Source organism: Novosphingobium sp. BF6 (assembly GCF_058273105.1).
Genome location: NZ_CM177775.1, coordinates 1,646,643 through 1,667,771, shown reverse-complemented (window position 1 = coordinate 1,667,771; position 21,129 = coordinate 1,646,643). Strand labels below are relative to the sequence as shown.

At 67.3% G+C, this 21,129-nt stretch carries 14 protein-coding genes and 1 tRNA gene; 13 read left to right on the top strand and 2 right to left on the bottom strand.

What is annotated here, in order from left to right:
- The first annotated feature begins 1 nt into the window (after position 1).
- The 13 genes from AC4D6D_RS08210 to AC4D6D_RS08150 all read left to right on the top strand — a co-directional run bounded on the left by AC4D6D_RS08210 (position 2) and on the right by AC4D6D_RS08150 (position 18,801).
- Positions 2-607: a Maf family protein gene (locus AC4D6D_RS08210; protein ID WP_491324896.1), complete on the top strand. Its 606-nt coding sequence runs from the start codon at positions 2-4 to the stop codon at positions 605-607.
- Complete coding sequence (locus tag AC4D6D_RS08205; RefSeq protein ID WP_491324895.1) at positions 600-1,574, top strand: ribonuclease; 975 nt, start codon at positions 600-602, stop codon at positions 1,572-1,574. Before AC4D6D_RS08210 ends, AC4D6D_RS08205 begins: the two co-directional genes overlap by 8 nt.
- The gene (yacG, locus tag AC4D6D_RS08200) at positions 1,571-1,768 is read left to right on the top strand and encodes a DNA gyrase inhibitor YacG (RefSeq protein WP_147219742.1); all 198 of its coding nucleotides are present in this window, start codon (positions 1,571-1,573) and stop codon (positions 1,766-1,768) included. The genes AC4D6D_RS08205 and yacG overlap by 4 nt, the downstream gene beginning before the upstream one ends.
- Before the next feature lie 112 nt (positions 1,769-1,880).
- Positions 1,881-1,956: transfer RNA gene (locus AC4D6D_RS08195), tRNA-Phe, on the top strand.
- Between the two features lie 279 nt (positions 1,957-2,235).
- Positions 2,236-2,583 carry a hypothetical protein gene (locus AC4D6D_RS08190; RefSeq protein WP_147219743.1) on the top strand — a complete coding sequence of 116 codons (348 nt, stop codon included), beginning with the start codon at positions 2,236-2,238 and terminating at the stop codon, positions 2,581-2,583.
- Between the two features lie 50 nt (positions 2,584-2,633).
- Positions 2,634-3,314 carry a cellulose synthase operon protein YhjQ/BcsQ gene (locus AC4D6D_RS08185; RefSeq protein WP_491324894.1) on the top strand — a complete coding sequence of 227 codons (681 nt, stop codon included), beginning with the start codon at positions 2,634-2,636 and terminating at the stop codon, positions 3,312-3,314.
- Entirely contained in the window at positions 3,311-7,771 is a 4,461-nt protein-coding gene (bcsA, locus tag AC4D6D_RS08180; protein WP_491327224.1) for a UDP-forming cellulose synthase catalytic subunit, read from the top strand. The genes AC4D6D_RS08185 and bcsA overlap by 4 nt, the downstream gene beginning before the upstream one ends.
- Positions 7,768-11,265 (top strand): cellulose biosynthesis protein BcsC, encoded by a 3,498-nt coding sequence (locus tag AC4D6D_RS08175; RefSeq protein ID WP_491324893.1) that lies wholly within the window; start codon positions 7,768-7,770, stop codon positions 11,263-11,265. Before bcsA ends, AC4D6D_RS08175 begins: the two co-directional genes overlap by 4 nt.
- On the top strand, positions 11,262-11,723 hold the full coding sequence (gene bcsD, locus AC4D6D_RS08170; RefSeq protein ID WP_147219747.1) for a cellulose biosynthesis protein BcsD: 462 nt from the start codon (positions 11,262-11,264) through the stop codon (positions 11,721-11,723). The genes AC4D6D_RS08175 and bcsD overlap by 4 nt, the downstream gene beginning before the upstream one ends.
- 31 nt (positions 11,724-11,754) lie before the next feature.
- Positions 11,755-12,777 (top strand): family 8 glycosyl hydrolase, encoded by a 1,023-nt coding sequence (locus tag AC4D6D_RS08165; protein WP_491324892.1) that lies wholly within the window; start codon positions 11,755-11,757, stop codon positions 12,775-12,777.
- Positions 12,778-12,969: 192 nt separating this feature from the next.
- Positions 12,970-14,181 carry an efflux RND transporter periplasmic adaptor subunit gene (locus AC4D6D_RS08160; protein WP_491327223.1) on the top strand — a complete coding sequence of 404 codons (1,212 nt, stop codon included), beginning with the start codon at positions 12,970-12,972 and terminating at the stop codon, positions 14,179-14,181.
- A gap of 7 nt (positions 14,182-14,188) precedes the next feature.
- Positions 14,189-17,389, top strand: a complete 3,201-nt coding sequence (locus AC4D6D_RS08155; RefSeq protein ID WP_491324891.1) for an efflux RND transporter permease subunit — start codon at positions 14,189-14,191, stop codon at positions 17,387-17,389.
- Positions 17,386-18,801, top strand: coding sequence for an efflux transporter outer membrane subunit (locus AC4D6D_RS08150; RefSeq protein ID WP_491324890.1), 1,416 nt, complete (start codon positions 17,386-17,388; stop codon positions 18,799-18,801). Before AC4D6D_RS08155 ends, AC4D6D_RS08150 begins: the two co-directional genes overlap by 4 nt.
- A gap of 31 nt (positions 18,802-18,832) precedes the next feature.
- Here AC4D6D_RS08150 and AC4D6D_RS08145 read toward each other — a convergent pair whose 3' ends face one another.
- Both AC4D6D_RS08145 and AC4D6D_RS08140 read right to left on the bottom strand, forming a co-directional pair.
- Positions 18,833-19,600, bottom strand: a complete 768-nt coding sequence (locus AC4D6D_RS08145; RefSeq protein WP_491324889.1) for a TetR/AcrR family transcriptional regulator — start codon at positions 19,598-19,600, stop codon at positions 18,833-18,835.
- A gap of 19 nt (positions 19,601-19,619) precedes the next feature.
- Positions 19,620-21,104 (bottom strand): aldehyde dehydrogenase family protein, encoded by a 1,485-nt coding sequence (locus tag AC4D6D_RS08140; RefSeq protein ID WP_491327222.1) that lies wholly within the window; start codon positions 21,102-21,104, stop codon positions 19,620-19,622.
- Positions 21,105-21,129 lie beyond the last annotated feature (25 nt).

The following is a 21,129-nucleotide window of genomic DNA, read 5'->3' as shown; positions in this document are numbered from 1 at the left end:
CATGACCGCCCCTCGGCCGGACTTGCGGCTGATCTCGGACCTGCGGCTAATTCTTGCCTCGGCCAGCCCGCGCCGACGCGAGTTGATCGGCCGACTGGGCATAGCGCCCCATGCCGTCACCGCTGCCGATATCGACGAGACGCCGGCAGCCGGGGAAGTTCCCCGCGCCTATGCCCGCCGCATGGCGCGCGAAAAGGCGCAGGCAGCTGCGGATGACACCGCACACGTCCTTGCCGGAGATACCGTCGTCGCCTGCGGCCGCCGTATCCTGCCCAAGGCCGAGGACGAAGCCACCGCGCGCGCCTGCCTCGCACTGCTCTCCGGTCGCCGCCACCGCGTGCTCTCCGCCATCGCTCTCCGCTCCCCCGACGGCACTTTGCGCGAACGTCTTTCCGAGACGGTGGTGCGCTTCAAGTCGCTCTCTCCCGAAGAGATCGAGGCCTACATCGCCGGCGGCGAGTGGGACGGCAAGGCGGGCGGCTATGCCATCCAGGGCAGTGCCGAAGGCCTGATCGCGGAAATCGCCGGAAGCCATTCCGGCGTCGTCGGCCTCCCCCTGTTCGAGACCCGCGCCTTGCTGAAAGCGGCAGGATTCGCGATTGGCTGAATGGCTCGTCGAGGACGGGATCGGCGAAGCGCGCGCGATCCTGGTCGAGAACGGAGAAGTGCTGGCTGCCCGCCTGCAATGGGACGGCGCCCTCGCCCCTGGTGAAGTCGCCGATGCCGTGCTCGTCTCCCGCGCCAAAGGCGCAAGGCGCGGCACCTTGCGCTTTCCCTCGGGCGAGGAAGCGCTCGTCGGCGGGTTGCCGCCGGAAGCCAGCGAAGGCGCCCCGCTGCGCGCCCAGATCACCCGCGCCGCCATGGCCGAGACCGGGCGCCTGAAACGCGCCCAGGCCAGGCCGACGAAACTTCCGCCCCGTCCCGCCCCATCGCTGGCCGAATCGTTGCAGGAGACCGGACATCCGGTTCGCACGCTCCGCGCCTTCCCCGAGGACCCCTGGCCCGAACTCTTCGCCGAAGCGCTCGGCGGCGAGGTTGCTTTCGAGGGCGGCGCGATTCTCGTGATCCCGACTCCGGCGATGACGCTGATCGACATCGACGGCACCCTCCCCCCGCGCGCGCTTGCGCTGACGGCGATCCCGGCTATCGCGCAGGCCATCGGGCAGTTCGATCTCGGTGGCTCGATCGGCATCGATTTCCCCTCGCTGGAAGGCAAGGAGGACCGCCGCGCCGTGGATGAAGCGCTCGCCGAGGCGCTCGACCACTGGCCGCACCAGCACACCGCGATGAACGGCTTCGGCTTCGTCCATCTCGTCGCCCGGCTGGAGCGCCCCTCGATTCTCCACCGCCTGCGCCACGATCCTGCCGGGGCCTGCGCCCGGCTGCTGCTGCGACAGGCGGAGCGGGTTCAGGAACCCGGCACGCTGTTGCTGACCGCCCATCCGCGCGTGCGTGCGCGGGTGCGCAGCGAATGGGAGGACGAACTCGCCCGCCGCACCGGGCGCGTGCTGGCCTGGCGGGAAGACCCCGGCCTTGCGCTGGGCGGCGGATTCGCGCAGGCGATCACGTCATGAGCGACAACACGACCGTAAGGGCCAATGCCAGGTGCCCGATCTGCGGCAAGCCGCGCACTGCGCAGCATGCCCCCTTCTGCTCCAAGGCCTGCCGCGACCGCGACCTGCTGCAATGGCTGGGCGACGGCTATGCCATTCCCGGACCGGCGGCACCGCAAAATCCGGACCAGGATATTTATCCACAAGACGATTGAAACGAGATCGTCATTTTAGGGTTGCCAAGCCGGTCCAGGTTCTTCATAGGCCCGCCACCAGCAGCGAACGACCGTTTCGAAAAACGGAAAATTCGCTGAAAAGCTTGGTTTTGCCCGGGTAGCTCAGTTGGTAGAGCATATGACTGAAAATCATAGTGTCGGCGGTTCGATCCCGTCCCCGGGCACCACTCTCTTCTGAGAGTGGTGCCTTTTTCTTTGCCGTTTCAGATTAACGAATCGCAACAGACGTTAGTCCCCAAGACTAATACGAAGCCGATTCCGCTCCGCCCTTCCTATAAGGGTACATGTGGGCACATGGCTCCGAAAACGGGCCGAACCGGCGGTATTTTGCAAGACGAGTCGAGAAGGAAGCTGCGAAAGCAGGGTTTTTCGGACCTCGATTTTACCCATAAAGATGATGTTAACCATTAGTTGTCAGTCCTGATCGGGCAACAACGGGGATTGTCATGCGCATTGATGCCAGAAACCTTCTGGACCGACTGGGCCGCAATGAATTTGCCTACAAGGAATTCGAAGACCGGTTTTCCGACCTGGAACTCTGGCCGATCCTGGAGGCGCTGCTGCGCGACCCTCGCCTCCAGACGCTCGACCAGACGGTTTCGGACGGCGCCGTGCCGGAGACCGAAACTGTCGATCCGGAACTGGCCGCCGAGCCGCTGAAAAACCTGTTCAGCCGCTACGAGCAACAATCTGTTTCGCCATCGATTGCAAAACCTGTTGTTGAAGAACCGGTTCGCGATGTACGAGCGATGTTGCGCCATCTGTCGGACCTTGGCGCCCGGGGGGAAATCTGATGCCGATGATCGTCTGTCACGGTCCCAAGGGGGGTACCGGAAACACTTTCGTGGCCGCTCACCTGGCCATGGGCCTGTCCGCCCAGGGCGCCGACGTGACTGTCGTGAGCATTGCCGCCCGCGACACCCTGCCGCTGCACTTCGGCCTGACCCCGGCCATCGCGCTGCCCGCCCTCACCGCACCCGCCGACGAAGCCGTGCTGGTCGGCGGAATCAACTTGCGCAGCTGGCGCCGCGCGCCCGAAGATCTCGACTTCGTGCCGATGCTCGGCGACCTCGGCTATTTCCAGCCCGGCAAGGACCGCGTGCTGGTGGTGGACGTGCCGTCGAACGAAACCCGCCTCGCCCGCCGCCTGATCGATCACGCCTGCGCCCATGTCTGCACGATCAATGCGCAGCCCGATACGCTCGCCCTGCTGCCGCAGGTCTTCGGCGAGGCCGGTATCGAAGGACTCGCCCGCACCGCCTTCGTCATCAATGCTCTGGACGAGACGCGCCGCCTCGGCCGCCACGGCTCCGCCTTCATCCGCGAACTGGCCGGCCCGCGCCTGATCGGCCGCATCCGCATGGACGAAGCGGTTCCCGAATCCATCGCCACGCTCCAGATGCTGAGCCGCTACGCACCCGCCAGCGTCGCCCTTTCCGACGTTCAGCAGATCGCGGAAGCCGTTGCGCCCACGCTCGATTCGACGAGCGCTGCATGGATCGCTCCGGTGAGCCGCGCCGCATGATCCGAAAGCTCGTTTCGCACCGCGCCGTCCGACTGCTGGCGATCGTTCCGATCGCGCTGATCGCGGCCATGGTGATCGGGGTGCCCCTCGACATCAATGCCCAGTGGATGTTCGCGGGCGTGACGATCTTCGGCACGCTCATCATGAAGCGCTGGCCGGGCCGCAAGGGCTCGCTGGCACTGGGCCTGCTCGCGGTGCTGATGTCCACGCGCTACATGTTCTGGCGCACGACGCAGACGCTGGCTTTCGGCACCCTGCCCGAATTCCTGTTCGGCACCGGCCTCTACCTGGCCGAGGCTTATGCCTGGCTCATCCTGATCCTGGGGTTCATCCAGACCAGCTGGCCGCTCGACCGCCCGGTGATCGAGCCGAAGGGCGATCCCGAGACCTGGCCGACGGTCGACATCTACATCCCGACCTACAACGAAAGCCTGGAGATCGTGCGCAACACGGTCTTCGCGGCGATGGACCTCGACTATCCGGTCGACCGCTACCGCATCTTCATCCTCGATGACGGCAAGCGTCCCGAATTCCGCGCTTTCGCCAAGGAAGCCGGGTGCGGCTACCTGACCCGCGATAACAACCTCCACGCCAAGGCCGGCAATCTCAACGCCGCCATGAAGAAGACCGACGGCGAACTGATCGCGATCTTCGATTGCGACCACGTTCCCACCCGCGCCTTCCTGCAATTGACCGTGGGCTGGTTCCAGACCGACCCGCGCCTCGCGCTGATCCAGACGCCGCACCACATGTATTCGCCCGATCCGGTGCAGCGCAATCTCGCCTCGACGATGGGCGAGATGCCGGGCGAAGGTGACTTGTTCTACGGCCCGGTCCAGGGCGGCAACGACCTCTGGAACGCTACCTTCTTCTGCGGTTCCTGCGCGATCATCCGCCGCGAGGCGCTGATGGAGACCAACGGCTTCGCGGGCGAGACCGTGACCGAGGACGCCCATACCGCGCTCAAGCTCCAGCGTACCGGCTGGAACACCGCCTATATCAGCGCGCGCCTTTCCGCCGGTCTCGCCACCGAGCGCCTGGTGCTCCACGTCGGCCAGCGCATCCGCTGGGCACGCGGCATGACGCAGATCCTGCGCATCGACTGCCCGCTCTTCGGCAAGGGCCTGACCTGGCAGCAGCGCCTCTGTTACCTGAACGCGATGCTGCACTTCCAGTATCCGCTGCCGCGCATCGCCTTCCTGACCAGCCCGCTCGCCTACCTGATCTTCGGCCAGAACATCATCCAGGCCTCGGCTTCGCTGATCTTCGCCTATGCCCTGCCGCACCTGTTCTGCTCCTCGGTCGCCAACGAGCGCACCCAGGGCGGCGACCGCCGCCCGTTCTGGGGCGAAGTCTACGAAACGATCCTCGCCTTCCACCTCGTCAAGCCGACGGTCATGACCTGGTTCCAGCCCCGCAAAGGCAAGTTCAACGTGACCGACAAGGGCTCGCTGCTGGACAAGACCTATTTCGACTGGGCCGTGGTGAAGCCGCACCTGATCTGCATCGGCCTTTTGGTCGGCGGCATCGCGCTCGCGGTCGGAAAATGGGCGTTCTTCCCCTACATGTTCAACATCCAGACCGACACGCTGGTGCTGAACTGCGCCTGGGCGACCTTCAGCCTCATCATCCTGCTCGCCGCCGTCTCGGTCGCGCGCGAAACGCGCCAGGCCCGCCAGGACATCCGCATCCCCGTGGCACTGCCGGTCACCGCCTATCTCTCCTCCGGCCATACCCTCGGCGCGACGACGATCGACATCTCGATGGGCGGCGCCGCCCTCGCCCTGCCGGTGGAAGTACCCGCGCGCGATGCCGAAGTGACGCATATGACGATGGCCATGGGCGACGAAGTGCTCTCGATCCCGGTCCGCACGATGCGCATGAGCGGCAACAAGGCCTTCGTCCGCTTCGAACAGCTGGACATGCTGGCGAACCGCCACCTCGTCCGCGCCGTCATGGGCCGGGCCGACGCCTGGCAGCCCACCGGCCCCAATCCGCAAGTCAGCGGCCTCCGCTCGCTGGCAGACATCATCCTTGTCGACATGGTGACGATCAAACGCATGTTGCGTCTCAATTTTGCCGAACGCCGCGCCATGGCCGCCATGGCCCCCAGCACGCCCGCGATCCCCGCCGACAAGAAGGCGAAGAAGAAGGCCAGAGGCTTGCTGCCGCTGGCCAAGGCCGCCGGTGTCGCCACCGCGCTGGCGCTGGGCGTCGCGACAGTCGTGCTCGGCAGCCGCGAGGTTCACGCCGCGCCGGTTCGGGCAGCAGTTCCAGTCGCCACGCCCGCAGCCGCAGCCGTTGGAACGCCCGATGCCGATCCGCCGCGCGGCGGCCTCAGCGAGCGCCTGACGCTCAAGGACATGCGCGTCGCCAGCCCGATCCGCCTCCAGGGCACCGCCGGAGAGATCGGCATTCCCTTCGGCATGCGGCAGGACCGCGTGGTCACGTCCGCCGTGCTGACACTCCAGATCTCGTGGTCGGCGCAGATGCTGGACGACATCAGCCAGCTCGTCGTCATCGTGAACGGCGAAGTGGTCCAGGCCGTGTCGCTGACCCGCGCCGAGGCGGGCGGCCACGCCCTGCGCATCCCGATCAACGGCGCCCTGCTGCTGCCGGGCGACAACCAGCTCAACATCCGCTTCCTGGGCCACTACGCCCGCGACTGCGAGGATCCTTTCCACAGCTCGCTCTGGACGAACATCAGCAACACCCGCTCGTTCCTCGACGTCGAATATCAGGCGCTGACCTTCCAGCCCGATCTCTCGCGCATGCCGCTGCCGTTCTTCGACAAGGGCCAGAACGTGCCGCTGCGCATGCCCTTCGTCTTCGCGGGGCAGCCCCACAAGGGCGAACTGGAAGCCGCCGCCGCCACCGCCTCGTGGCTGGGCTCGCTCGCGTCCTATCGCGGCTTCTCGTTCAAGCCGGTCTACGGCTCGCTGCCCAAGGGCAATGCCGTGGTCTTCCTGAAGGCCGGGCAGTCGATCCCCGGTCTCGACCTCGCACCGGCCACCGGCCCGACCGCCGCCGTCGTGCGCAATCCGGCCGATCCCACCGGCACCCTGCTGGTGCTGATGGGCCGGGGCGATTCCGACTTGCGCGTGGCGGCAGGCGCCGTCGCGCTGGGTCGCGGCGTGTTCGGAGGCCAGCGCATGGCCTTCGACGGCGTGCGCATCCCCGCCTGGCCGCGCTATGGCGCACTGCGCTGGATCTCCACCGACAAGCCGGTGCAACTCGGCAAGATCATGCCCGCCTATGCGCTTCAGGGCATGGGCCTGCGCCCCGGCCCGCTGACCGCCAGCTTCCGCGTCGCGCCCGACCTGTTCTTCTGGCCCCGCGAAGGCGGCCACCTGAACGTGACTTACCGCTATCCGCTGGCCGACTGGCTCGACCAGCGCGGCTCGCGCCTCGATGTCTCGCTCAACGGCCAGTACCTCAAGACCCTGCCGCTCAGCTCGACCTGGTGGAGCAACCTGTTCGGCGGCTCCGGCGCGCGTGGGCAGGATTCGACCGCCAAGGTGGTGCTGCCGCGCTACAACCTGTTCGGCCAGAACGAGCTGGCGCTCGACTACAACCTGATCATCGCCGACAAGAAGAAGTGCACCGGCACCCTGCCGGAAAACGTGAGGACCTCGATCGATCCCACGAGCACGATCGACCTGACTTCGGCCTATCACGCGCTCATGATGCCGGACCTCGCGACCTTCGCGGGCGCCGGCTTCCCCTTCACGGTAGCGCCCGACCTGGCCGAAACCACCGTGGTCATGGCCGCCAACCCCTCGCCCGCCTCTGTCGAGGCCTTCCTCGACCTGATGGGCCGCTTCGGTGACTCCACCGGCGTTCCCGTCACCGGCATCACCGTGACTTCCTCGGTCTCGGCCGCCGATCTCCAGGACCAGGACGTGCTAGTCGTGGGCGGCGTGGAACTCGCCTCGGCGGGCACGCTGTTCGACAAGGCGCCGGTTCGCTATGTCAACGGCCACCTCGAAGTGACCGAACGCTCGCCGCTGCAATATGCCACCTCGTTCTTCGGCGGCACCGAGCGGAACGATCCGATGGTCGCCGCTCCGCTCGTCTACAACGCGCGCGGCTTCTCGGGCATCGTCAGCTTCCGTTCACCCTACTCGTCCGACCGGACCGTGGTGGCACTGCTGGCCGACAATGCCGCCGCCCTGCCCGCCCTCGTCGACGGCATGGCCGACAAGAAGATCAACGCCGCAATCCAGGGCGACCTTGCCGTCACCAAGGGCGACGGCATGACCAGCTTTGCCATCGGCGACCGCTACTGGGTCGGCTCGCTGCCGATCTGGATGAAGCTTGCCTACTGGTTCAGCCAGCGTCCGATGCTGATGGGCCTGTTCTCGCTGCTGCTCGCCGCGATCCTCGCGGGGCCTGCCTACCTCTACTTCCGCCGCCAGGCCCAGCGCCGCCTCGGCCAGCAGGACGATAACGCATGAATGCCGCGATGACCCGCCTGCGCCTCGTCGGCCTGGCGCTGCTGCTCTCCACCGCGACGACCGTGGCCCATGTCGGAGTCGCCCATGCCCAGGCGGCAGGCGTGGATGCCCTGCTGCAACAGGCGAAGTACTGGCGCTCCAAGGGCCGCGAGGACCTCGCGCAGCAGGCGCTGCGCCGCGCCAAGGCGCTCGATCCAGGCAATGCCTCGGTCAATCAGGCGCTGAACGCCAAACCGGCCGCGCCCAAGCCCGTGCCGCAACCGGCCGCCAAGCCTGCCGCCAAACCCGCGCAGGCCGCCGCTCGTCCGGCACCGACGCGCACACCTGCCGCGCCGCCCGCTCAGCGCCCCACACAAGCCGCCACGCCCGCGCGCAGCACACCCGCACCGACCACTTCGGCCAATCGCGCCGGACAGGCCCGCGTCGCGGGCTTCGACGCGCTGGAGGACGGCAACCTCGCCTCTGCCGCCAGCCAGTTCCAGCGCGCGCTCTCAGTCAATTCGCGCGATCCCGATGCGCTCGGCGGCCTCGGCCTCGTGCGTCTGCGCGAGAGCAATTTCGCGGAAGCAGCGAACTACCTCGAACAGGCCTCGCGCTACGGCAAGGCGAGCCAGTGGGCCGAAGGCCTCGGTTCCGCCCGCTTCTTCGCCGGTCTTGCCGACGCCCGCAACTTCGTGGCGCAGGGCCGCCTTGCCGATGCCCAGTCGGTCACCGAAGGCCTGATCCGCTCGGGCTACAAGGAACCCGGCCCGGCGCTCGAAATCCTCGCCGACATCTACGAAAAGCAGGGCCGCTACGCCGACGCCGCCGATCTCTACCGCCAGGCCAGCCAGGGCGGCGCCAATGGCAGCGGAAGCGCAGACGACAAGCGCCTGCAAATGCGCGCCGCCCGCGGCCGCGCGCTCGCCGCCGCCGCCAACAACGACGACATGGGCGCCATGCGCGAGTTCCAGAACGGTCTGGTGCTCGATCCCACCGACCCGTGGATCCGCTACGAATTCGCCGAGTTCCAGATCAAGCGCGGCCGTGTGCCCGAGGCGGAATCGCTGCTGCGCTCGCTCACCGCGATGGGTCAGCCCGACTCGCTCTATGCCGCCGCGCTGCTCAACAACGACCTCGGCCGCGCGACCGAGGCCGCACGCCTGATCGACATGATCCCCGAGGCGCAGCGCACCGCGCCGATGCGCAGCTTCGCGATCGGCGTGAAGACCGATGCCGCGATCGCCCGCGCCAAGTCGATGGCCGCGCAGGGCCAGCAGGCGCAGGCTCTCGCCTCGCTGCGCCAGCTTGGCGCGATGTCGGCGATACCGGCGGGCAAGCAGGCCGCCGTCGCCAACGCGCTTTATGAACTCGGCGACGCGCAAGGCGCCGCCAGCGTGGCCGAGAACGCCGCGCAGGCGCCCATTTCCAGCGTGGCCGACTACGAAGGACTGATCGGCGTGCTCGCCCGCGTCGGCCGCGACGACCTTGCCCAGCAGGCGCTGCAACGCGCCGGCGCCATGGCAGGCAGTTCGGCCGAGGGCCAGCAGGCCTATGCGCGGATGAACGCCGCCCTGCTCGTCAGCCAGGCCGACCGCTCGCGGCAGGCCGGCCGTTTCGCGGAATCCTTCGACATTCTCCAGAGCGCCTGGGGCGCCGCGCCGGAGAACATGGACATTCTCGCCGGCCTTGCCCGCCTCTACCAGGGCGGCCAGATGCCCGCCCGCGCCGCGCAGACCTGGCAGCTGGTGCTCGCGCGCAAGCCGGGCGACAAGGACGCCCTGCTCGGTCTGGCCGAGACGGCGCAGGCGGCAGGCGACAACGACCTGTCGCGCCGGGCCCAGAACGACGTGCTCCGCGCCTTCCCGCAGGACTATCAGGTGCGCCTCTCGCTCGCCAACGTCGAGCGCGCCCGCGGCAACGACCGCGCGGCGATGGCCATGCTCAAGGAAGCCCGCACCCTCTATGCGCGTGGCCAGGGCGGCACTTCGATCGACGGCCTCGCGGGCGGCAATCCGTTTGCCGCGATGACTCCGGCAGGCGGGTCCAACCCGTTCCGCGACCGCCCGGTGGCCGCACCGCAGCAGGTCAATCCTTTCGCGCTTGGCGGCGGCACCCGCATTCCGAGCACTCCCTCGACGGGATACGGCAGCGCCGCGATGCCCGCCGCCTATGCCCCATCGCCTTCTTACAATGCGCCCTCCGGCTACGGTGCGGCGCCGCGTTACGGCAACCAGAGCTACGGCGCCCCTGCCATGGCCTCGGCACCCTATCCAGCCACTGGCGGCAGTTATGGCAGCTATGGCGACACCGGCATGGACGCAGGTTCGGCCACCGCCTACTCCGCAGACCCGGTGATCGCGCAGATCCAGTCGCAGATCGCCGAAATCTCCCACGACACCGGCCCGCGCGTCGATATCGACACCGGCTACCGCCGCCGCTCGGGCGAGGCGGGCCTCAGCCAGCTCGACGAGATCAAGGGCTCGGCCCGCTTCTCGACTGACGCTGTGGGCGGCCGCGTCTATGCCAAGGCGGAAGCATCGGTGATCGACGCCGGGCGCGCCAACCGGTCGGGACAGGCCCGCTTCGGCACCAACGGGTTGATCGAGGCGGCAGCGATCGTCGCGCAGGAGCCTTCGGTGTTCCCCGCGGCCCAGACCCAGAACGCCTCGGGCGTCGCCTTCTCGGCGGGCTACGAAAGCGATACCGTGCAACTGGAGGCGGGCACCACCCCGGTCGGCATGGGCAAAACCGAAGCCACGTTCCGCGCCGCGGCTTCGCCCAAGCTCTCCTCCACAGTGCGCGGCAAGGTCTTCGCTGAGCGCCAGCCCGTGACCGACAGCGTGCTGTCCTATGCCGGCACCCGCGATCCGGTCACCGGCATGCGCTGGGGCCAGGTCATGCGCACGGCGGGCGGCGCGGGCCTGTCCTACGACGAGGACGGCAGCGGCGTCTATGCCGAGGGCCGCTATTACCGCTTCCGCGGTACCAACGTCGCCCGCAACAGCGGTTTCGAGGCCAATGTCGGCGGCTATCTGCGCGCCTACCACGGCACCCGCTCGAACCTGACCGTGGGCCTCAACGTCAACTACCAGGGCTACGACAAGAGCCAGAACTACTTCACCTGGGGCAACGGCGGCTACTTCAGCCCGCAGCACTTCATCAGCGTCGGCCTTCCGGTGAACTACACCATGGAAGACGAACTCTTCGACGTCCGCGTCTCGTTCACGCCCGGTTTCCAGAGCTACAAGCAGGATCAGACCGACCTCTATCCCATCAATGCCCCGCTTCAGACGGTGCTCGATGCGCTCAAGGATGCGAACAACGACGTGCGTTCCTACTACGACAGCATCAGCAAGACCGGTTTTGCGGTATCGAGCGACCTGTCTATCTACTACAAGCTGAGCCCGACCACCCGCATCGGCGGCGAGGCCAGCTACAATACCTTCGGATCTTATGACGAGTTCCGGAGTATGTTCGGCGTGAGACAGAATTTCGGGAGCACCGGCCGATGAAACTGCACGCATTTCCCTCTCCTCGCTCGGAAGGCGAACAGAGCGGCGCCGGAGGGCTGGCGCTCTTCGCGATGATGGCCGCCGCCGAAGTCTGCGAAAGCGCGCCTTCCACCCAGGCGCAGGCCTTCTTCTCGGCCATCGGACGGCGCATGGCGGCGCTGGAGCCGCTGGAAGGCGTCAGCGATGCCGCCGTACTCGCCGCCCGGATCAACGGCTTCTGGCAGGACCTCGGCTGGGGCGAAATCCAGCTGGCGGTGGGAGACGATGCGATCGTCGTCCATCATCGCAGCCTGCCCAAGGCCCTCACCGCCGACCAGCAGCACAACTGGAACACGATGCTGCTCGGCCTGCTCCAGGGCGCCTACGACGCCTGGTTCCGCGTGCTCGGCAGCGGCCCCGCCCTGCACACGGCCGCGCAGTGGCAGGGCGACATGGTCGAACTGCGCCACGGGCGCTGAACCTCAAGGCCATAAACGAGACATCATCGGCATGAGCTTCCTCTTCGATACCGGCATGACCCGCCGCAACTTCACCCTGGGGGCGATGCTGGCCATGACCGCAGCCTGCAACACAGACGCGCAGAGCCGTGCCCCCGTGCGCGACGCCTTCTGGCGGACCTGGCGCGACTTGTACCTCAAGCCCGATGGCCGCGTCGTCGATACCGGCAACAACGGCGTCAGCCACAGCGAAGGCCAGAGCTACGGCCTGCTCTTCGCCTACAAGGCGGGCGATGCCGAGGCTTTCGAGAAGATCGCGGGCTGGACGCAGAGCCACCTCTCGCGCCCGGACATGGCGCTCCACGCCTGGCGCTACGATCCTTCCGCCCCCAACCCGGTGGCCGACCAGAACAACGCGACCGACGGCGATCTCGTCATCGCCTGGGCCCTCGCGATGGCCGGACAGCGCTGGAACCGCGCCGACTACACCGCGCGCGCCGCGCAGATCCGCTCGGCGGTGCGCAGCCACTGCGTGATCGAGCGGCACGGCCGGCAACTGCTGCTTCCCGGCATCCAGGGCTTCGTCAACGGCGACGAAGTGACGCTGAATCCCTCCTACTTTGCCTGGCCCGCGTTGGACGCCTTCGCCAAGGCGGACGGCCAGCAGGTCTGGGGCCGCGTCATCAGTGACAGCGAGGCGATCACCCGCCTCTCCCGCTTCGGTCCCCATCGCCTGCCGACCGACTGGGTGGTCATCAATGCGCCGAACCAGGTCGCCCCGGCGCGCGACAAGCCGCCGCGCTTCGGCTTCGACGCCATCCGGGTGCCGCTCTACGCCGCGCTCGGCGGGCGCCAGTCGCTGGTGCCGGACATCGCCGCCTACTGGCGCGGCTGCCTCTCCGCCAACAAGCCGATCCCCGCCTGGGTCGACGTGGTGACGGGCGAGGAAGCGAACTATGCGCTTTCGGCGGGCGGTGCAGCGGTCGTGGGACGGCTGCTGGGCAGCGCCCAGCCTTCCGTGCTCACCAACGACTACTTCGCAGCCTCGCTCCAGATGCTGGCGCGTTATCAGTAACTCCGGGCAGTGACTCCGGCGCCAGTGCCCTCGCCTCCCGGAGGCGGGGGCATTTGACGTATTGGGAAAGTCGAAAAGTTCCCAGAATCTTGGTTTTTGGTCGCAAATTGTCGCACTTGCGAAAACCCCGCTTGCGGGCAGCAACAATTGGCTGAATAGCTGCGCCGACAAGACTTTCTGACGGTGCGCGACTTGAAAATCACGTCTTCTTCGACTGCGGCATTTCCCCTTTTGCGTCATGCCGGCTTTGCCTTTGTTTCGGTTGCCCTCCTTGCCGCCTGCTCGGGCGGGGAGAAGAAGGACGACAAGCGCCCCGCCCCGCAAGTCGGCTATATCGTGGTGCAGCCTGCCGCCGTGCCGGTCGCCGTCACGCTCAGCGGCCGTACCGTCGCCTTCGAGACCAGCGAGGTCCGCCCGCAGGTAACGGGCGTGATCGTCAAGCGCCTCTTCACCGAGGGTAGCCTGGTCCGCGCCGGACAGCCGCTCTACCAGATCGACCCCAGCCTCTACCGCGCCGCCGTCAACCAGGCCTCGGCCGACTTGGCCAGCGCCCGCGCCACGGCTGAGGCCGCCAGTGCCAAGGCCCAGCGCTACAAGCCGCTGGCGGACATGGAAGCAGTCGCGAAGCAGGATTACATCGACGCGCTCGCTACGGCGCGCTCGGCCAAGGCCTCGATCGCCCAGAACGCCGCGACGCTCGACACCGCGAAGATCAACTTGCGCTTCACCACCGTGCCCGCGCCGATCAGCGGCCGCATCGGCCGCTCGCTCTCGACCGTGGGCGCCCTCGCCAGCGCCAGCCAGACCGATCCGCTGGCGGTTATCCAGCGCATGGACCCGATCTTCGTCGACATGCAACAGTCCGCCACCGACCTCACCGCGCTCCGCCGCAAGCTGGCCGCGGGCGGCGTCACGCCGGGCAGCACCCAGGTCCACCTCCGCTTCGACGACGGCTCCCAGTACCCCCTGCCCGGCACCGTGGAATTCTCGGAAGTCACCGTTGCCGAGGATACCGGCACCGTCACCCTGCGCGCCAAGTTCCCCAATCCGGACGGCTTCCTGCTGCCCGGCATGTTCGTCTCCTCGGTGTTCGACCAGGCGACCGATCCGGGTGCCTACCTGGTGCCGCAGAACGCGGTCCAGCGCGATTTCGACGGTTCGGCCTATGTCATGGTCGTCGGCGCCGACAACAAGGCGGCCCGCCGCAAGGTCACCGCCGACCGCACCCAGGGCACCAACACCGTCGTCACCTCGGGCCTCCGGAAGGGCGACAAGGTCATCGTTCAGGGGCTGAACGGCCTCAAGCAGGGCGCCGAGATCCAGCCGGTTGCGGCATCGACCGCGCAGACTGTCGCGCCGCCCAGCGGCAAGGCCGGCAACGCTTCCGCCGGTAAGGGGCGCTAAACCTCTCATGTCGCGCATCTTCATCGACCGGCCGATCTTCGCCTGGGTCCTCGCCATCATCGTCATGCTGGCGGGCCTTGGCGCGCTGGCCTTCCTGCCGAACGAGCAATATCCGGACATCGCGCCGACGCAGGTGAACATCCGCGCCACCTACAACGGCGCCTCGGCAGAAACGATCGAGAACAGCGTCACCCAGGTGATCGAGCAGCAGCTCACCGGCATCGACGGGCTGCTCTACTTCAACTCGCAGTCCTCGAACCGCGGCCAGGCGACGATCAGCGCGGTCTTCGCCAAGGGCACCGATCCCGACATCGCCCAGGTCCAGGTCCAGAACAAGGTCCAGTCGGCGCTCTCCCGCCTGCCGCAGGCGGTGCAAAATCAAGGCGTCACCGTCACCAAGTCCAACCCCGACCAGTTGCTGCTGGTCGCCGTCTACGACGCGACCGACAGCCGCTCGAACCAGGACGTGTCGGACTATCTGGCCTCGAACATCCAGGACCCGCTCTCGCGTCTCGAAGGCGTGGGCGACGTCAACGTGTTCGGCGCCCCCCACGCGATGCGCATCTGGCTCGACCCGACCAAGCTGGCCGCCGTGTCGCTGATGCCCAGCGACGTGACTTCGGCGATCACCGCCCAGAACACCGAGATCGCCGCAGGCGAGATCGGCGGGTTGCCCGCGCCCAAGGACCAGGCGATCGACGCCATCGTCACCGCCGGTTCGCGCCTCCAGACTGCCGAGCAGTTCCGCAACATCGTCCTCAAGACCAATACCGACGGTTCGGTCGTCACCATCGCCGACGTCGCCCGGGTCGAAATCGGCGCCGAGAACTACAATACGATCAGCCGCATCAATGGCCACCCCGGCGCCGGTATCTCCATCTCGCTCTCGCCCGGCGCCGACGCGCTGGCAACCGCCGAACTGGTCAAGGCCGAGATGAAGCAACTGGCCGAGGGCATGCCCGACGGCCTTGAATATACCTACGGCAACGATTCCACCGCCTTCATCAAGCTCTCGGTCGCGGAAGTCGAAAAGGCGCTGTTCGAGGCGATCGTGCTGGTCGTCATCGTCATGTTCGTGTTCCTGCAAAGCTGGCGCGCCACGCTGATCCCGGCGATCGCGGTGCCGGTGGTCTTGCTCGGCACTTTCGCGGTGTTCTACGTCGCCGGTTTCTCGATCAACACGCTGACCCTGTTCGGCCTCGTCCTCGCCATCGGCCTCTTGGTCGACGATGCCATCGTCGTGGTCGAGAACGTCGAGCGCCTGCTCGAGGAAAATCCGGGCATGTCCGCCCGCGAGGCCACCATCAAGTCGATGGAGGAAATCCAGGTCGCGCTGGTCGCCATCGCGCTGGTGCTTTCGGCGGTGTTCCTGCCGATGGCCTTCTTCGGCGGATCGACCGGCGTGATCTACCGCCAGTTCTCGCTGACGATCGTGGTGGCCATGGTGCTCTCGGTGCTGGTCGCGCTGATCCTCAGCCCGGCGCTCACCGCCACCCTGCTCAAGGCCAAGGCGAAGGACGGCGAGGAGAAGCCCGGCTTCATCCAGCGCCACATGCCATGGCTCCTAGTCCCCTGGGAACGCTTCCACACCTGGTTCAACCGCAGCTTCGAGAACATGACCGAGGCCTACGGCCGCCGCGTGGAGCGCGTGATCGCGCACAAGTGGCGCTGGCTGCTGCTCTTCGCGATCGCCTGCGTCGCCACTTACGGCCTGTTCCAGCGCCTGCCGACGGGCTTCCTGCCGAACGAGGACCAGGGCACGATCATGGTCCAGTGGCGCCTGCCCGCCGGTTCGCCGCGCACCCGTACCGAGGAAGTGCAGCGCCAGGTCGAAGACTATTTCGCCAAGTACGAAAAGGGCAACGTCGCCAGCATGTTCACGCTTTCGGGCGGCGGCATGGGTGCGGCGGGCCAGAACTCGGGCCAGGCTTTCATTACCCTGGTGGACTGGGAGCAGCGCCCCGGCAGGAAGAACAGCGCCGACGCCATCGTCCAGCGCGCCAACGGCGCCTTCCGCGGCCTTCGCGACGCGCAGGTCTTCACGCTGGTGCCCGGCGCCATCCGCGGCCTCGGCTCGTCCGCGGGCTTCACCATGGAACTGCAGAACCGCAACGGCATGGCCCGCGCGGACTTCCAGAAGGCCCGCGACGAACTGCTCGCGAAAGCCGCCGCCGACCAGCGCCTCACCAACGTGCGCCTGAGCGATCTTCCCGACGTTTCGACGCTGAAGATCAACACAAACACCCGCGCCCTGACCACTTACGGCGTCACCGCCGCCAGCGCCAATTCCACGCTGCAGACCGCCTGGGGCGGCACTTACGTCAACGACTTCATCGACAAGGGCCGCGTCAAGCGCGTCTTCGTGCAGGGCGACGCGCAGTACCGCTCGCGACCGGAGGACCTCGCTCAGTGGTTCGTGCGCGGCACGAGCGGCCAGATGGTGCCGTTCTCCGCGTTCTCGACGATGAACTGGTCGACCGCGCCCAGTTCCTCCTCGCGCTTCAACGGCCTCCAGGCCTACGAATTTTCGGGCAGCCCGGCCCCCGGCGTCAGCTCGGGCACGGCGATGGACGTGATGGCGGAACTGGCGAGCCAGGTCCCCGGCACCGCCGTCGCCTGGGCCGGATCCTCCTATCAGGAGCGCCTCTCCTCGGGTCAGGCACCGCTGCTCTATGCGCTCTCGCTGCTGGTGGTATTCCTCTGCCTCGCCGCGCTCTACGAAAGCTGGTCGATCCCGATCGCGGTCATCCTCGTCATTCCGCTCGGCCTGCTCGGCGCGATCATGGCGGTGACGCTGCGCGGCCTTGAAAACGACGTCTATCTCCAGATCGGCCTGCTCACGACCATGGGCCTCGCCGCCAAGAACGCGATCCTCATGATAGAGTTCGCCGAACAGGCCGAACGCCAAGGCAAGCGCGTGATCGAAGCCGCGCTGGAAGCCGCGCGCATCCGTCTGCGCCCGATCCTGATGACCAGCTTCGCGTTCATCTTCGGCGTGATCCCGCTCGCCATCGCCAGCGGCGCGGGCGCCAACAGCCGCATCGCCATCGGCACCGCCGTCGTCGGCGGCATGCTGACGGCCACGCTGCTCGCGATCTTCTTCATCCCCTTGTTCTTCGTGCTCGTGCGGCGCGGCGTGCGCGACGGTCTCGCCGCCGTCCGCCGTCACATCCAGGAACGCCGCCAGCGCAAGGGAGACGCCGCATGATCCGTTTTCGTATCGCCGCGCTCACCCTGCCCGCGCTGGCATTGGGCGCCTGTTCGATGGCGCCCAAGTACGTCGCGCCGACCCCGCCGGTCGCCGCCTCCTGGCCGGTCGGCGACGCCTATCTCGCCCAGAGCGAAGCCGCGCTGCCGCTGGTGTCCTACACCGAGATCTTCCGCGACCGGCGGCTGCAGTCGCTGGTCGAGCAGGCGCTCGCCAACAACCGCGACTTGCGCGTCGCCGCCGCCAATCTCGCAGCCGCGCGGGCACAAGTGCGGGTGGTGCGCGCCAACCAGTTCCCCGCCGTGGGCGTGAGCGGTTCGGCGAGCCGGACCGAGACGAACGGCGGGTCGACCGGTAGCGCCACGAGCGGCGACCGCTCGTCCTATTCCCTGCAAGGCGGCATTTCGAGCTTCGAACTCGACTTCTTCGGCAAATACGCCAGCGCCACTGCGGCGCAGCGCAACACCGCGCTTTCCACCGAAGCGGCGGCCCGCACCGTGCGGCTCGGCCTCGTTGCCGACCTCGCGCAGGCCTGGGCCACTTACGCAGCCGACAAGGATCTGCTGCGGATCGCCGAGGCGACCGCCGCCAATGCCGAGCGCAGCGTCACTCTCACCGGCGCCCGCCTCAAGGGCGGCATCGCCCCCCGCACGGACCTGAGGCAGGCCGAGCAGGTCCTGGAAACCGCGCGCGGCGACGTCGCCTCGCAAACCACCGCACTGGCGCAGGACATCAATGCGATCCGCCTGCTCGTCGGCGCCGATTTCGACGAGAGCCTGCTTCCCGGCAGCGTGGACGAAGTGAACCAGTCGCTGGCCGTCCTGCCCGCAGGCACCAGTTCGCAGGTCCTCCTGCGCCGTCCGGACGTGGTCGAGGCCGAGTATTCGCTGCGCGCCGCCAATGCCGATATCGGCACCGCGCGGGCGGAACTGTTCCCCTCGATCTCGCTGACCGGCCTGCTCGGCTTCGCCAGCGACGCGCTTTCGGCGCTGTTCGACAAGGGCGCCTTCGCCGCCACCGGCACGGCCGCCGCCAGTTGGTCGATCTTCAATGCCGGGGGCAGAAGCGCCAATGTCGAAGTGGCCAAGGCCCAGCGCGACGCCGCCCTCGCCACGTACGAAAAGGCGATCCAGACCGCCTTCCGCGAAGTCTCCGACGCGCTCGCCGATCAGGGCACGTTATCCGAACGCCTGCGCGCGGCCACCGGCTTTACCGCAGCCGCCAGCGATTCCGCGCGTCTGACCGAGGCCAGCTACCGCCAGGGGATCACCAGTTCGCTGGAGAACCTCGACGCGCAGCGCAGCCTCTACAGCGCCCGGCAGCAGGAAATCGCGGTGCGCCTCGCCGTCGCCAGCAACCGCATCACGCTCTATCGCGTGCTGGGCGGCGATCAGGCTACCCCGGCGCCGTAAAACGCCCTCGGAACGGCGAGAACGATGACCTTCAGGTGCTTTCCGCCAGCGCGCGTTCGCGCGTGTCGCGGATCGCCAGGACCATCAGCCGCGCGTTGACTTCAAGCAGGCTCTCCTCGCGGCGGCCGGGCAAAGTGCCCAGTATGCGGCGCAGCCTGCGGTCGGTCGCCAGGGTGATCGAGCGTTCGATGCCAGTCATCAGCGTCGTCGCCATCAGCACGGCCGTATCGCCGAGCACGCCGCGCGGGTCCATCTGCGCCACGAACAGCCCGATCAGCGGCCGCGTTGAATTCACGCGCTGGTGCATGATGCGCACGTCGAACTGGTCCGCCATGGAGTTGCGCAAGTGCAGCAGCCCGGTGTGGCGTGCCCAGAACTCGTGGTAGGATCGCACGAAGGCCATCGCGCGATCCGGCAGTTCCTCGTCCGGCCAGTGCTCACGGACTTGCGCGACATATTCGTCCTGCGCCGTGCCCATGACCGGCTCCAGAACTGCGAGCAGCAATTCGGTAAAGTCCGTGAAGTAGTTGTAGAGCGAGGTCATGCCGAGGCCGACCGCGCGCGCGACGGCACCCAGCGTTACCGGCTCGTCGGTCTTCTCGACCAGATCAATCGCGGCGGCGAGAATGCGCTCGCGGGTGATCCGCCCCTTCCGACCGAGTTTCTGGCCGTGAAGATTGTGGCTGACCCCTGCGCCGGCGTCGGTCACCGCCGCCGCCAGTTGCGGCGGCAGCGCGGACAGGCCGCCGTCCGGTGCCTGACCGGCCTCTCCCTCGCTCTCCGCCGAAGGTGATCCCACCGAAACCGGCCGCTCGCCGTCAGGCCGCCTGGGACTGGCCGACGGGCCAGGCGAGGATCTTGACGTCGGTGAACTCCTCAATGCCTTCGACACCCCATTCGCGTCCCATGCCGCTGGCCTTGTAGCCACCGAAGGGAATGTCGCCGGCAATGCACATGCCGTTGTTGACGCTCATCGAGCCGGTTCGCACACGCTTGGCGATCGTGATGGCCCGGTTCAGATCGCCCGAGCTGACACCACCGGATAGGCCATAGGAACTCTGGTTGGCAATGCGTATGGCGTCCTCGTCGTCCTCATAAGGGATGACGACCAGCACGGGACCGAAGATTTCCTCCTGGGCGATGCGCATGTCGTTGGTAACGTCCACGAAGCAGGTCGGCTCCACGAAATAGCCCCCGCCCTTGTCGGGACGGATCTGGCCACCGGCAAGCAGCGTGGCGCCCTCTTCCTGACCGAGATCGATGTAGCCCTTCACGCGCTCCATCTGGCGCTTCGAGATCACCGGACCCATGATGTGCGCGGGGTTGTCGATATCGCCCCAGTTGTCGCCGAAGTTACCGTAGGCGCCCTTGAGGATGGCCTTGGCTTCCTCGTAACGGCTGCTGGGCACCAGCAGGCGCGACTGCACGGCGCAGCCCTGCCCGGCATGGAACACCAGCATCGCCATGCCCACTTCCATCGCGAAGTTGGGTGCATCGTCGAGCACGATCTTGGCCGACTTGCCGCCGAGTTCGAGAAACACGCGTTTCAGCGTAGGCGCGCCCTGCTCCATGATGCGCTTGCCGACGCCGGTGGAGCCGGTGAACGAGATCAGGTCCACGCGCGGATCGGTAACGAGCATCTCGCCCGCCAGCGCCGGATCGGCACCGAACACCACGTTGATGACACCATCGGGGAAACCGGCTTCCTTCGCCAGTTCGCCGAAGATCGCGCCCAGACCCGGCGTATCCGGCGCGGGCTTCAGGATCACGGTGCAACCCGCGAGCAGCGCGGCGACGATCTTGCCGATGTTGACGTAGAGCGGCACGTTCCACGGGGTGATCGCACCGACCACGCCGATAGCCTCGCGCAGGCCTACACGCTTGTGGATCATGCCGAAGGCCGGCTTCTCGCCGTAGTCCTTTTCCCACTCCAGCTTGTCGAAGACGGCAAGGTAATCGTCCCAACCGTCGAGGGCCATGCCGACATGGGCACGGCTTACCGCCCCCTGCGCGGCACCGGCCTCGTTAATGGCCAGTTCGCCAAGGCGCGGACGGGCGGCTTCGAACAGTTCGCGATACTTCTTCACCAGTGCCACGCGCTTTTCGGTGTTGGTCGACCAGTCGGTCTCGTCGAAAGCGCGGCGGGCGGCGGCGATGGCGGCATTCACGTCATCGGCAGTGGCATCGGCGGCCTTGCCGATCGCCTCGCCGGTCCAGGGGCTGATCACGTCGAATGTGCGGCCGTTGCCGGCGCCGCGCAACTGGCCGTCGATATAGAGCAGGGCGTCGGGAAGAACGGTCATCGTCTGATCCTTGACGGGAATGGGG

Excerpts from the sequence above, each read along its gene's own strand:
- AC4D6D_RS08140 (WP_491327222.1), bottom strand. The coding sequence starts at position 21,104 with ATGACCGTTCTTCCCGACGCCCTGCTCTATATCGACGGCCAGTTGCGC.
- AC4D6D_RS08150 (WP_491324890.1), top strand. The coding sequence starts at position 17,386 with ATGATCCGTTTTCGTATCGCCGCGCTCACCCTGCCCGCGCTGGCATTG.
- AC4D6D_RS08165 (WP_491324892.1), top strand. The coding sequence starts at position 11,755 with ATGAGCTTCCTCTTCGATACCGGCATGACCCGCCGCAACTTCACCCTG.
- bcsA (WP_491327224.1), top strand. The coding sequence starts at position 3,311 with ATGATCCGAAAGCTCGTTTCGCACCGCGCCGTCCGACTGCTGGCGATC.
- AC4D6D_RS08155 (WP_491324891.1), top strand. The coding sequence starts at position 14,189 with ATGTCGCGCATCTTCATCGACCGGCCGATCTTCGCCTGGGTCCTCGCC.
- bcsD (WP_147219747.1), top strand. The coding sequence starts at position 11,262 with ATGAAACTGCACGCATTTCCCTCTCCTCGCTCGGAAGGCGAACAGAGC.
- AC4D6D_RS08175 (WP_491324893.1), top strand. The coding sequence starts at position 7,768 with ATGAATGCCGCGATGACCCGCCTGCGCCTCGTCGGCCTGGCGCTGCTG.
- yacG (WP_147219742.1), top strand. The coding sequence starts at position 1,571 with ATGAGCGACAACACGACCGTAAGGGCCAATGCCAGGTGCCCGATCTGC.
- AC4D6D_RS08210 (WP_491324896.1), top strand. The coding sequence starts at position 2 with ATGACCGCCCCTCGGCCGGACTTGCGGCTGATCTCGGACCTGCGGCTA.
- AC4D6D_RS08190 (WP_147219743.1), top strand. The coding sequence starts at position 2,236 with ATGCGCATTGATGCCAGAAACCTTCTGGACCGACTGGGCCGCAATGAA.